Here is a 12700-nt window from a genome sequence, read left to right on the forward strand (position 1 = left end):
GCCTCGAACCCTGGGGCATGCCCAGGGCAACGGTCGACGAGGACTCTCGTGAGGCTCAGGCTTCGTTGGCCTGCGGCGGTGTATCGATGGCCTTGGGCCCGACGACACGGGCGATCCACAGGGCGGGTTCCTTGATCTCATCGTGCGTGGGGAGGGTCTCCGGCGCCTCCCAGACCTGGTTGAAGCCGCTCATGCCCACGTCGGCGACGACCCGCCTGACGAAACGCGATCCTTCCGCGTACTGCTTCATCTTCAGGTCGATGCCGAGCAGGCGCCGGATCGTCTTGTCCAGCCTGGTGCCGCCCTCGCGCCGCCCCTGGAAACGCGACCGGATCTGCTGGACGGACGGCACGACCTCCGGCCCGACCGCGTCCATCACGTAGTCGCCGTGGCCCTCCACCAGGGTCATCACCGCGGTGAGCCGGTCGAGGATCTCGCGCTGCTCGGGGCTCTGGATCGCGTCGATGAGGTTGGCGTCACCGCCGCGCACCGCGTCCGCCACGGCCTCGGCCGCGTCCCGGATGCGGTCGAGCATCGCGCCCGGGTCGAGGTCCGAGGCGAGCAGGAACTTGGTCATCTGGTCCTGGACGTACTCCCGCAGCCAGGGAACGCCGGTGAACTGGGCGCGGTGCGTCTCCTCGTGGAGGCACACCCAGAGGCGGAAGTCGCGCGACTCCACACCCAGCTCCTGCTCGACGTGCACGATGTTGGGGGCGACCAACGTCAACCGCCCGGTCGCGGCACGCCCTGTCGGGTCCGGGGGCAGGAACAGCTCGTACTGCCCGAGGACACGGCTGGCCATGTAGGCGAGGATCGCGCCCACCTGCATACCGGTCACGCGGGAACCCACGGCCTGCACGACCACGCTCCCCGCACCGCCGAGCGGGCCCGGGCCGCGCCGCTCGGTCATCTGCTCGATGAGCGGCTCGAGCACAACCCGGAAACCGTCCACGTTCGCGCGGATCCACCCGGGGCGGTCCACGATCGTCGCGGGGTCGGGGTCGAGTTCGGAGGCCATGCCGGTGAAGTCCCGCACATGGCCGTGGGCGGCCTTCGACAGCTCGCGCAGCTCCGTCACGACCTCACGGGCCTCGTCATAGCTGACCTGCGGCCCCGGCCTGACGAGCCGGGTTCCGGCCTGAACGGCCACGTTCCAGTCGATCATTGAGGCGCTCATGTACTCCACCGTACGTTTCGGAGACGGCGCCGAGGCGCCCCTGCTGGGTCGTTCAACGAACAACCGTTCTGGTTATCTCCCGTACGATCCCGGCCACACGCGTTATCTCCTGCAGAGCGCGACATGTCCGGTAGTACGCCGGGTCAGCCGCAGCCGCAGGCGGCCACCGCGGCTGCCAGTCGGTCAAGCTTGCCCGGATCGACCGGCCCCTTCCCGTCCCCCGCCATGAAGGCGAACGCGAGCAGTCGGCCGTCGGCGTCGTAGGCGAGCCCGGCCAGCGTGCTGACACCCGCCAGAGTGCCGGTCTTGGCCCGCACCATCCCCGCGCCCGCCCTGCTGGACGCACTCGTGTAGCGCGGCGGGCTCAGAGTGCCCGAGAACCCTGCGATGGGCAGCCCCGTGATGACCGAGCGGAGCTCTGGGTGCTTCTCGCCGGCGGCCAGCGAGACGATCCGTGCGAGGGCGATCGGTGAGATCCGGTTCCGTGGCGACAATCCGCTGCCGTCGTTGACCGACACGCCCTCCGCCGCACCGAGCCTGGCCAGAACCTGCCGGACGGCCTGCGCGGCACCCGCGAACGTCGGCGGACGCCCCATCTTGATGGCGACCTGGCGAGCCACTGCTTCAGCCACATCGTTGTCGCTCTCGGTCAGTAGATGCTCCACCAGAGCGGACATCGGCGGTGATTGGACGGCCCCGAGCCGTGCCGCCCCCTGCGGAGCGACCGTCCTGCGCCCGGCCTTGGCCTGAACCCCTTCTCTGGTCAGCAGACGCGCGAACTCCTTCGCCGCGGAGGCAGGTGGATCCGAAACCCGTGTCTTCTTGGACGGGTCCAGGGGGGAGACACGCCCCTCGTCCACAGTCAGCGCGGTCACCGGGGCGACCTCGCCGTCCGGTAGGTAATTGGGCTTCCACCCAGCGGCCGTACGGGACCCCTGATACGCGGACACGTCGTAGTCGACCCGTACTTGGCCCACACCGGACGCCTTGAGAGCGGAAGCCGTCTGACGGGCCAGTTCCCGGAGCGACGCATAGGGCGGATGCGAGGCCCCCGGACGCGGTGGAAGAGCCGTCAAGGTAGGATCCCCGCCTCCGACCAGTACGATCCCGCCGCCGGTGCCGCGCACGACCTGCGTGGTGATCCGGTGCGCCGGTCCGACCGTCGCCAGCGCCGCCACCGACGTCGCCAGTTTCGTCGTCGACGCGGGGGTGGCGGGCCGGTCGGCCCGCAGCTCGTACAGGGGCCGCCGCGTCTCCGCGTCGACCACCACCGCATTGATCTTCGCCTGCGGGCCGCCGATCAGCGCCGACAGCCGTCCAGCCAGGACGGACGGGTTAGGTGGGCGGCCCGAACCGGGATCGGCGGCGGGGACCACGACCGACGACGCCGGGACGCGCACGAGGTCGCGCGCCGCCACGCTCGGCGGCTGCGGGGACAGATGCCGGTCGGGTGTGAGTTTCGCCACTGCCAGCCCGGCGGTGACGGTGAAAACGTTAAGGAGGGACAGCGACAGGATCACGAGGGCTCGGCCCCGTCCAGGCACGTGACCGCCCCTCTCCCACTCAGCACTCACCAACGTGCGACATCCTTATACGAGGGAACACCCAGCCCTGTGGGGCCGGCCTCACCCACGGGCTCCCGAGACACTATTCACTGCGAGCGCGCAGGGAGCGGAGGACATCTTGGATTTCGACGTCACCATTGAGATCCCGAAGGGCCAGCGGAACAAGTACGAGGTGGACCACGAGACGGGGCGCATCCGGCTCGACCGCATGCTGTTCACCTCGACGCAGTACCCGGCCGACTACGGGTTCATCGAGGACACCCTAGGGGAGGACGGCGACCCGCTCGACGCGCTCGTCCTGCTCCAGGAGCCGACGTTCCCCGGGTGCCTGATCCGCTGCCGCGCGGTGGGCATGTTCCGGATGACCGACGAGGCCGGTGGTGACGACAAGGTCCTGTGCGTGCCCGCCACCGACCCCCGTATGGAGCACCTCCGCGACATCCATCACGTGGCGGAGTTCGACCGGCTGGAGATACAGCACTTCTTCGAGGTCTACAAGGACCTGGAACCCGGCAAGTCCGTCGACGGCGCCAGCTGGGTGGGGCGTGTAGAAGCCGAACTGGAGATCGAGCGTTCCCTCAAGCGCGCCGCGGATCAGGGCGGCCACTGAGCGCCGCCCGGCCGCCCGCTGACCGGCCGGGCCATGCCGGGGCCCTGCCGGGGACGACGGGACGGGCCGGGAATCACGGACGGCGCTGATCCGCTCCCCGCCGCTCCGCGACGCGACTCGCGAGGGACCCCTTCCGTGCGGAACGCCGCGCGGGAGGGGTTTCGCCGTCCCTGCCGCTGTACGGAGGCCATGCTCATCCGGACGGGCGCGTAGCGCCGATCAGGTCGCTCCGGTAGATGCTCGATATGCGGACCCTGGCGCCCGTGTAGGGAGCCTCCACCATCCGGCCGTCGCCTATGTAGATGCCGACGTGGTGGATGGTGCCCGGGTCCGACGGATCCGTGGCGAAGAAGACGAGGTCTCCCGGACGCAGCGCGCTGATCGGGACATGGGGGCCGGACGTCCATTGAGTGCCGGTCCAGTGGTCGAGCCGTACACCGGCCTTGTTCCACGCGTACATGGCGAGGCCCGAGCAGTCGAACCCGACCGTGCCCGCGCCCTGCTCAACCCCGTAGCTGGGCCCGAACGCGTTGCCTCCGCCCCATGAGTACGGTGTGCCGAGCCATTTGAGCGCCGCCCTGGCCGCGATGGCGCCGCGCGTGGACGAGGTCAGCCCCGCGACCGAAGGGCTGGAGGCGGTGAGGAGCGAGCGGGCCTTCCGTGCCTCTGCCTTCTCGCGGGCCTTTTCCCGCGCGCGCTTGACTCGTGCGGCGCGGGCCTGCGCGGCACCGAGCCGACGCTCCAGGCGCCGCTTTTCAGCTTCGATGCGCTGTACGGACGCCTGCTGCCTCGCCACGGCCTCCTGCGCGACCCGCCTGGCCTCGTCCGCACGTCGGGTGGCCGCTTGCTGTTCCTTCAAGGCGGTGTCCGCCTGGCGGCGGAACACGTCCGCGACGGTCTTGGACGCCTCGACCCGGCGGACCATGGCGGTTCGCCGTTTGGCGAGCATCTCGACCATGCCGGCGCGGTCCATGAATCCCTGCGGACCGCCGTCTCCGACGAGCGCCGACGAGATCTGGTCGTATCCGGTGTTGTCCCGGTAGACCCGGGCAGCGAACGACGCCAGTTCCGCCCTGGTCTGTTCCACGCGTTCGTCGGCCTCCGCAAGGCGGCCTTGAGCGTCCCTGTAGGACTGTTGCGAGCGGGCCAGTTTCACCTGTTCGCCGTTGTACCGCTCTATCGCGGCCTCCGCGGCGGCGGCGAGCCGGTGCAGTTCACCGTCCGCCTGGGCGAGTCTGGCTTTCGTCCGGCCGACCTCTGCCGCCCGCTCCCTTACTTGGCGTTCGCTCCGTTCCACGTCCCGGGCGCTGGGGCCGGGGTCAGCGGAGGGACGCGCGGACGCCACCGGCACCAGCAGGCTCATTCCGATCGCAAGGCCGGAGGTGAGGGCGACCAGCCGCAGCGTCGTGCTCCGTGCAGGGGGCGGTATCGCACGACGGCGGCGGGTGTCTGCTGCGCCAGATGCCATGAGCACGTCCTCCCCCGGGGATGCACTGCTTAGCGCAAACGATCACCTACGAAGAGTAGTTGTCTCGGGCAATGGCCAGTAGTTCCGCCACTCCTACCGCGGTTCAACTGTCGGAGGTTTCCTCGTCATGCAGTGGAGATCGTGGTCATGCGGTGGGGGTCGCGGTCGCGGTCGGGGAGGCGCTTTCGGACGAGCGTTCCGTCGGAGACGGCGTCGGCTCTGGGGGGTTGCTGGAGGACGGTGTCGGAACGGGCGTCGTGGGCTCCGATGGGGACGGCTGAGGGCTCTCCGGCCGCTGCGTCTCGGGTGGCGTCGGCTTCGGGCTGCCCGGCCGCTGTGTGCTGGGCGGCGTAGAAGGAGTCGTGGGGTCGGAGTCCGTTGGCTGAGGCGAGGGTCCGGCGGCTGGTGGCGCGTCCTGCCGCCACGTGACATGCACCTGGGTCGCCCCTGGCTGGAAGGTGATGGCGCCCTCCCCGTGCGCGTCCGGACGCCGCGAGACGTGGACGAGCACGGTCATGGTCTGGCCGGCTTGAAGATGCCCCGATGACGGCTGGACTCGAATCGGTCCCCGCGTCTTCGCCTTCCACGTCAGTGGTCCGCCTTCTGCGCGCACCTCTATGGAGCCGTCCGAACCCCCTGCCAAGTCAAGGAAGAGGGGTGAGACCGCGAGGACGCCTGTGGCGCCGGTCGGCTCCGTCCCGGAGACCGGCACCAGGGGCGGTTCGGACAGGGCGGTCGTTGGCGCGGACGACGCACGCGCGCCGAGCGGGAATGTGGCGGACACGGGGGCGGCCTCAAGAGTTCCCAGCCCCGGCGACGTCTCGGATCGCCGCCCCGTCTGAGGCTCCTGCGAGATACCCGGGATCACTGTCGGACGTGGATCCGCCGTCGTCTCCGGGGACCTCCGGGCCGGGCCCAGGAGCCCGTACATTGAGCCGACCCCGCCTCCGGACAGCACGGCCACCACCGCCAGCACCATGGCCGCCCGGATGACCTGCGCGCGGACGCCGGCCTCGTCCGTCGCAGCCGAACCCTTGTGGAAGCGCCCGGACCGTGAGCGCCCGCCGGCAGAACGGACCCGTCGCCCCGACCGTGAGGCGGCAACAGGGAAACCGTCAGAGGTGAACTCGGTGACGCGGGTAGCCACGAAGAGCCTGTAACCGACCAGCTCCGGGTCCTGGAAGCAGCTCATCACCCGCAGCCGCATTTCCGCCGCCGGTCGCGGATCCGGCAGCAGCCCGTACACCTTCTTGGCCGACACGGATTTGGGACGGAACGCTCCACATGCGGAACACGCCTTTGCGTGCTCCATCAGCCGCCTACTCAGATCGGGTGTGAGCTCGTCGGAGCGTTCTCGCAGCAGCATCGCGCGCTCGGTGCAGCCATAAGGCCCCTGCTGCGCGAGTATCACCGCCGTTAGCGCCTCTTCCAGTTCGCCGTGCGCGAGGTCCAGCGCCTCTTGGGCGTCTCGCAGGGACAGGCCGAACACTGCCGCCAGGTCGAGGACCGAAAGCCTGCGCCTGGTCCTCAGTTCCAGGATGTCCCGGCTGAACGGACGCAGCGCCAGGACCGCGTGCCATGCCGTGATGCGCTGGTCGACGTCCTCCTGGTCATGGCTGGCGACCGGCACGTCCGGCACCTTGGCCCTGGGCGGCATCCGCCGTTCGCACTCCAGCCTGGCGATCGCGTAGAGCCACGGCCTGAACCGGTCGGGATCGCGCAGCTTGCCAATGTGCGCCTCAGCCACGATGAACGTGTCGCGCAGGGCGACCTGCGCCGTGTCACGGCACCGCAACCGGAACCAGCAGTACGCGTAGAGCCGGTGGGCATGGGCGTCGTACACCGCGGCCGTGGCGCCGGGATCGCGCTCGCGTAGCGCCTCGACCAGGAGATGGTCGTTCATACCAGAAAAGGTAAAGGATTCCCGGGTTCTTTACTGGCCATTTCAGAAGATCAAACTCGGGCACCGAACATCGTTCTTGCGCTATCCGGTCAACTCTCATGGAGTGTCGCAAATAAGAGCTTTAGGCGGTATGGCCGACATCCTGCAAGTATCAGTTGATTGCCGTGACCAGGTCGACCTATCAACGAGCGATCGGGACATGACGAACGGTGAAGTGTCGAATTCGGCCGACCTATTCGCATCAAGACCGTTTTCATGATCGACGAAGAAGCCGCATCGGCCGATCGCACGGACGCCGAGCGAGCACCCGAGGCGCCGCGCCCGCCCCGAACGCAATCGATCTTCGATTCTGCTTGACACTGTCACGATGACAGTGTCATCATCGAGCCATGGACGACACCTGGACGATCGGTGAGCTGGCGGAACGCGCCGCCGCCGCCCTCGCGGCAGACGGAGCCGCGCAGGTCAGCGGCCGGGTGCGCGATCTCCCCAACACCCGGTTGATCCGCTGGTACACCACGATCGGCCTGGTCGACCCGCCGCTCGGCCGCCGCGGCCGTATCGCGCTGTACGGGCCCCGCCACCTCCTCCAGCTGGTCGCGGTGAAACGCCGCCAGGCCGAGGGCCGGTCCATCGCGGAGATCCAGGTCGAACTCGCCGCCGCCACCGACGAGGCCCTCGCCCGGATAGCCGCCCTCCCCGCCGACCCGTCCACCACGACAGGCGACGCCCCACTCCCGGCCGGCTCGCCGCCCTCCTCGGACGACCACCCGCAGACTGCGGCCCCCGCCGCGGGCGGTCCAGGGCCGACCGCCCGAGCCGGCGACTCCGGAAGCGCGAACCCGCCCGGGATCCCGACGGGTTCGCCGCACCAAGGAAGGCCCACCACTCGCGCTCACAGGCGGGAAGCGCCGGAATCCACGACGGCTCCACGGGCCTCGAAGGACGGAACGCCCGCCGAAAAGGCCAACTTCTGGGCCGTCCGACCTGACGTGTCGTACCGCGAGACAGCGACCGTCTCCGCCGGCTACGGCACGCCGCTGCCCGCAGTCGTCCAAGGAGTCCGGCTGGCCCCCGGTCTCACCCTCCTCCTGGACGGTCCCGCCCTCAGCGACGACGACCTCGCCGCGATCGACGCCGCCGCGCGGCCGCTGCTGGCCGAGCTACGCCGGCGCGGTCTCGTCACCCCCGCCGAAAGCCCCGCACATCCGCCCGAAGCCAATTTCCGGAGGTCCCAGTGACCGTGCGCATCCTGCCGCTACCCGAGACCGAACCCGCGGCTTCCGACCGCGGGCTCGGCGCGCTCAGCACCGACAAGGGCAACCTGCCGCTCGACTCCGTCGGCGTGCACGCGTCGATCACCGGTCTCGCCGCCGGCATCGAGGTCGTCCAGGGCTTCCGCAACCCGTTCGACATGCCGCTCGAGGCCACCTACATCTTCCCTCTCCCCGACCGCGCCGCCGTGACCGCCCTCCGCATGGAAGCCGCGGACCGCGTCATCGAAGGGACGCTGAAAGAACGCGCCCAGGCCCGGCAGGACTACGACGCCGCCATCGCCGCGGGCCGGCGCGCCGCGATCGCCGAGGAAGACCGGCCGGACGTGTTCAGCATGCGGGTCGGCAACATCCTGCCGGGCGAACGGGTGACCATCAGGCTGACGCTCGACCAGCCGCTGCCGCACGAGTCGGCCTCCAGCGCGACGTTCCGCTTCCCGCTCGTGGTGGCCCCCCGCTACATCCCGGGCGCCCCGCTGGACGGCGAGCGGACCGGCCCAGGGGTGGCGGACGACACCGACGCCGTACCGGACGCGTCCCGCATCAGCCCGCCCGTCCTCCTGCCCGGCTTCCCCAACCCGGTGCGCCTGGCCGTCACTGTCGACATCGATGCGGCCGGGCTTCCCCTGACCGCGATCCGGTCCGCCCTGCACGTAGTCGGCGAGGAGGCCGACGGCGACCGTACGACCATCCGGCTGCAGCCGGGCGAGCGCCTCGACCGCGACTTCATCCTGCGCCTCGACTTCGCCCCGCACGAGGCCGCGGCCCTCTGCCTCGTCCCCGACGAGGCGGGAGACGAGGGGACGTTCAACTTCACCGTGCTGCCCTCCGGCGACGCCAGGCCGAGCCCGCGCGACGTGGTCCTCGTCCTCGACCGTTCCGGCAGCATGCACGGATGGAAGATGGTCGCCGCCCGCCGCGCCGCGGCCCGCATCGTCGACACGCTCCGCGCTGAGGACCGGTTCGCCGTCCTCTCCTTCGACACCGTCATCGAACGCCCCCGCGACCTCGGCGCCGCCCTCGCGGACGGCACCGACCGCAACCGGTTCCGCGCCGTAGAGCACCTGGCGACGCTGGACGCCCGCGGCGGCACGGAGATGCTCACCCCGCTCGACGAAGGCTGCCGCCTGCTCGCCGACTCCACCCGCGACCGCGTGCTCGTCCTCATCACCGACGGGCAGGTCGGCAACGAAGACCAGCTCCTCGCCCACCTGGAACCACGGCTCCACGGCGTCCGCGTCCACACGGTCGGCATCGACCAGGCCGTGAACGCCGGCTTCCTGAACCGGCTCGCCTCCATCGGCCGGGGACGCTGCGAACTCGTCGAATCCGAGGACCGCCTCGACGAGGCGATGGAGCACATCCACCACCGGATCGCCGCGCCGATCGCGACCGGCCTCACCCTGCAGGCGGACGGCTTGGAGATCGTCCCGGACTCCGTGGCCCCGGCCCGCCTCGGTGCGCTGTTCCCAGGCGTGCCCCTGGTGATCACCGGCCGGTTCCGCGGCTCCCCGTCCGGCGCCCTCTCCATCCGAGGCACGGCCTCAGACGGAACCCCCTGGGAGCAGCGCGCCACCGGCATCACATCGACCGACCGCGCCACCACCTCAATCTGGGCCCGCGCCCACCTGCGGGACCTCGAAGACCGCTACACGGTGGGCGGCGCCGACGACCTGGAACGACGCATCGTGGAGACTTCGCTCCGCTTCGGCGTCCTCTGCCGCTTCACGGCATTCGTGGCCGTGGACAGCCGGGTGGTGACCGAGGGCGGAACCCCGCACCAGGTCGTCCAGCCGGTGGAATCCCCCCGAGGCTGGGCGGCGCCCGCACCCGCCCCACGAGCCGCACATGCCGCATTCGCGGCCGCACCGGCGCCCATCGCACCCCCGCCGGCCCCCAGCGGCATGCCCGCCGGCATGCCCCCCTCCGCAAGTGCGGCCCCACCGCCGTACAGCGGCCCGGCCCCCGGTGCCCCGCCCTCGGGCCGCCCTTTCGGCAGATCGGCCGGCCGAGGCCCGGCCCCCGGCCGGTCCGGCAGCGTCCCCGCCCTCACCGGCTTCCAGCAGGAACTGTCCAACGTCCTCGACCGCCTCCGGGAACTGCCGGAGGACCAGCGCGCCCACTACCTGCTGGCCGAACTCATCCCGATGCTCGACTCGATCATCCAGCGCATGGAGGCCCAGTACTTGGACGCAACCACCCTGGTGACCCTCCGCGACGACCTACGCCGCCTACAGCCCACCGCAGACCAACCCACCATCAACGACCACTGGAGCCGCACCATCCAGGTCCTGACCGACTTCACAGGCCAAACCCCACCCCGCACCCCGTTCTGGAAACGCCGAAAGTAACCACAACCGCCCCCCGGCACACCCTGCCGGGGGGCGCAAGCACGCCAACCCCAGCATTCGCCAAGTCCACCCCCGTTCTCACCACAACACCCCACTCCCAGACGCCCACATCCCCGGCAAAGCAGCCCGCGGGGTCGCCACGCCCGGCCACAGCATCCACCGGAGGCAGCCACGCCCGGCCACAACAGCAGCCGCAAGCGGCCGCACCGCAACACATCACCCACCGAGGATGCTCACACCCCCGTCACAGCACCAAGTGAGACCCCGCGCCTCGACCACAACAGCCACAGGAGGCGCTAATGCCTGCAAACGCCCAGCGCACAACCAACACACGTCGGGCAGCCTCGTACGGCGCCGAGCGCGCAAGTGCGGGGGAGCGCCCAGGGCGGCGCTCCCCCGCAGGTTGGGGGGTGATCAGGTGTGCTTGGGGCGGTAGCGGCGCAGCAGAGGGATCAAGTTCAGTGCCAGGCCGACGACCGCGACGGCGCTGACCAGGTTGACGCCCGGGTGGAACTCGGCGAAGCCATCGCCGCCGGCGGCGGTCCCGCCCGCGACGAGTGCGGTGACCACGGCGAGGACCAGGGCGGCGCCGACCTGGCCCGAGGTCTGGACGAGGCCGGAGGCGAGCCCCTGCTCGGAGTCGTCGATCCCGTCCGTCGCCTGCGCCATGATCGAGCTGAACCCGAACGCGAACCCGCCGCCCAGCAGCAGCATCGTCGGCAGGATCGTGAAGATGTAGTGCGGAGCGTTCCCGGCGGTGGCCAGGAACCAGCCGTAGCCGAGGCTGAGCGACGTCATGGAGCTGATGATCAGACGCGGCGTCCCGTACCGGTCGATCAGGCGCCCGACGAACGGGGAACCGAAGGCGACGAGCAGCCCGGCGGGCAGCAGGGCCATCGCCATCTTCAGCGGCGACCAGCGCAGGACGTCCTGCAGGTAGAGCGTCATCATGAACTGGAAGCTGAGGTACGACCCGAACAGCGCGACGATGCTCAGGTTGGCGCGGATGATGGAGCCGATCCGCAGGATGCCCAGCCGGATCAGCGGGTGCCGCACCTTGTTCTCGGTGAACACGAAGCCCGCCAGCAGCGCGATCGCGAGCGTGAGGGACCCGAGGGTGACGGGGTCGAGCCAGCCGCGGTCGGGTGCGGACACGACGGTGTAGACGGCGAGCAGCATGCCGCCGGTCAGCGTCACGGCGCCGACGATGTCGTGGCCGCCGCCGGCCGCGGGCCGGTCCCGCGGGATCAGCGCGAATCCCGCGGCGAGCGCGATGATCGCGAGCGGGACGGGCGTCAGGAACGTCCACCGCCAGCCGAAGCTGGTCAACGCACCGCCGAGGATCAGCCCGGACGAGTAACCGCTGGCGCCGAAGACGGAGAACACCGACAGTGCGCGGTTCCGCGCAGGTCCCTCATGGAACGTGGTGGTCAGGATGGACAGCGCGGTGGGGGCGGTGAAGGCGGCCGCCAGCCCCTTGACGAAACGGGTGACGATCAACAGGGTGCCGTTGTCCACCAGCCCGCCCACCAGTGATGCGGCGGCGAACACGGCGAGTGCGGCCAGGAAGACCCGGCGGCGTCCCAGCAGGTCGGCGGTGCGCCCGCCGAGCAGAAGCAGGCCGCCGTAGCCGAGGACGTACCCGTTCACGATCCACTGCAGCGACGTGGTGGAGAGGCCCAACTCGGTGCCTATGGACGGCAGCGCGACGCCCACCATCGAGACGTCGAGCCCGTCGAGGAACATCACGGCGCACAGGACCGCAAGGATCCCCCACAGCCGGGGAGTCCAGATCTGTTCGGCCGGCGCACGCTCGGCGTCCGGCGGACGGACGGTGATGACAGGTGAGGTGTCGGTGATAGCCACGTCGCAGGACAGTACATGCACATGCATCAAATGTCCACGCACTAAATTCTTCGGAATTTAATGTGGATGCATCTGATGCGCGCGCATGGTACGATCCGCGCCATGGAGGCGAAGGCTGCTCTGGTCGACCGGTGGCGCGAGCTGGCGACCTGCTACAACACGGTCGCGTGCGCTCTGGACCGCGCCCTCCAGGAGGCCCACGGCCTGAGCATGAGCGAGTACGAGACCCTCGACCGCCTGGTCGATCTCGACTGTGAGAAGCGCCGCATGCAGGAGATCGCCGCGGCGATGTGGCTCAGCCAGAGCGCACTGTCCCGCACGGTCGCCCGCCTGGAGAAGAACGGCTACGTCACACGCGACCTCTGCAGGGACGACCGCCGCGGCGTCTTCGTCCAGCTCACCGAGGCCGGCCGCCGCCGCCACGCCGAGGCCCGCGAGACACACCTGAAGATCCTCGCCGAGAAGCTCGGGCCCTGACCCGCCCCG

At 70.2% G+C, this 12700-nt stretch carries 9 protein-coding genes; 4 read left to right on the top strand and 5 right to left on the bottom strand.

Going from position 1 to position 12700, the window contains the following annotated elements:
* Window positions 1-55 precede the first annotated feature (55 nt).
* Together ACIWVC_RS24305 and dacB are read right to left on the bottom strand one after the other, a co-directional pair.
* Complete coding sequence (locus tag ACIWVC_RS24305) at window positions 56-1165, bottom strand: zinc-dependent metalloprotease (RefSeq protein WP_396452360.1); 1110 nt, start codon at window positions 1163-1165, stop codon at window positions 56-58.
* A 155-nt stretch (window positions 1166-1320) separates the two neighbouring features.
* Entirely contained in the window at window positions 1321-2697 is a 1377-nt protein-coding gene (gene dacB, locus ACIWVC_RS24310; protein WP_396454610.1) for a D-alanyl-D-alanine carboxypeptidase/D-alanyl-D-alanine-endopeptidase, read from the bottom strand.
* Window positions 2698-2860: 163 nt separating this feature from the next.
* Between dacB and ACIWVC_RS24315 the strand changes: the two genes are divergently transcribed.
* On the top strand, window positions 2861-3352 hold the full coding sequence (locus ACIWVC_RS24315; protein WP_396452356.1) for an inorganic diphosphatase: 492 nt from the start codon (window positions 2861-2863) through the stop codon (window positions 3350-3352).
* Between the two features lie 193 nt (window positions 3353-3545).
* Here the strand turns inward: ACIWVC_RS24315 and ACIWVC_RS24320 are convergent, their stop codons facing one another.
* Both ACIWVC_RS24320 and ACIWVC_RS24325 read right to left on the bottom strand, forming a co-directional pair.
* Window positions 3546-4820 carry an NlpC/P60 family protein gene (locus ACIWVC_RS24320; RefSeq protein WP_396454611.1) on the bottom strand — a complete coding sequence of 425 codons (1275 nt, stop codon included), beginning with the start codon at window positions 4818-4820 and terminating at the stop codon, window positions 3546-3548.
* 145 nt (window positions 4821-4965) lie between these two features.
* Window positions 4966-6723, bottom strand: coding sequence for a hypothetical protein (locus ACIWVC_RS24325; RefSeq protein ID WP_396454612.1), 1758 nt, complete (start codon window positions 6721-6723; stop codon window positions 4966-4968).
* Between the two features lie 389 nt (window positions 6724-7112).
* On the opposite strand from ACIWVC_RS24325, the gene ACIWVC_RS24330 reads away from it, so the two are divergent.
* Together ACIWVC_RS24330 and ACIWVC_RS24335 are read left to right on the top strand one after the other, a co-directional pair.
* Window positions 7113-7964 (top strand): MerR family transcriptional regulator, encoded by an 852-nt coding sequence (locus tag ACIWVC_RS24330; RefSeq protein WP_396454613.1) that lies wholly within the window; start codon window positions 7113-7115, stop codon window positions 7962-7964.
* On the top strand, window positions 7961-10348 hold the full coding sequence (locus ACIWVC_RS24335; RefSeq protein ID WP_396452349.1) for a VIT domain-containing protein: 2388 nt from the start codon (window positions 7961-7963) through the stop codon (window positions 10346-10348). The genes ACIWVC_RS24330 and ACIWVC_RS24335 overlap by 4 nt, the downstream gene beginning before the upstream one ends.
* Before the next feature lie 414 nt (window positions 10349-10762).
* Here ACIWVC_RS24335 and ACIWVC_RS24340 read toward each other — a convergent pair whose 3' ends face one another.
* Window positions 10763-12214 (bottom strand): MFS transporter, encoded by a 1452-nt coding sequence (locus ACIWVC_RS24340; RefSeq protein ID WP_396452347.1) that lies wholly within the window; start codon window positions 12212-12214, stop codon window positions 10763-10765.
* A 102-nt stretch (window positions 12215-12316) separates the two neighbouring features.
* On the opposite strand from ACIWVC_RS24340, the gene ACIWVC_RS24345 reads away from it, so the two are divergent.
* Window positions 12317-12691 (top strand): MarR family winged helix-turn-helix transcriptional regulator, encoded by a 375-nt coding sequence (locus ACIWVC_RS24345; RefSeq protein ID WP_396452345.1) that lies wholly within the window; start codon window positions 12317-12319, stop codon window positions 12689-12691.
* The last annotated feature ends 9 nt before the right edge of the window (window positions 12692-12700 follow it).

Origin of the sequence: Actinomadura sp. (assembly GCF_044508335.1) — a bacterium.
GTDB lineage: Bacteria > Actinomycetota > Actinomycetes > Streptosporangiales > Streptosporangiaceae > Spirillospora.

Coding starts and splice junctions, on each gene's coding strand:
- ACIWVC_RS24330 (WP_396454613.1), top strand. CDS start 7,113: ATGGACGACACCTGGACGATCGGTGAGCTGGCGGAACGCGCCGCCGCC.
- ACIWVC_RS24325 (WP_396454612.1), bottom strand. CDS start 6,723: ATGAACGACCATCTCCTGGTCGAGGCGCTACGCGAGCGCGATCCCGGC.
- ACIWVC_RS24320 (WP_396454611.1), bottom strand. CDS start 4,820: ATGGCATCTGGCGCAGCAGACACCCGCCGCCGTCGTGCGATACCGCCC.
- ACIWVC_RS24345 (WP_396452345.1), top strand. CDS start 12,317: ATGGAGGCGAAGGCTGCTCTGGTCGACCGGTGGCGCGAGCTGGCGACC.
- ACIWVC_RS24305 (WP_396452360.1), bottom strand. CDS start 1,165: ATGATCGACTGGAACGTGGCCGTTCAGGCCGGAACCCGGCTCGTCAGG.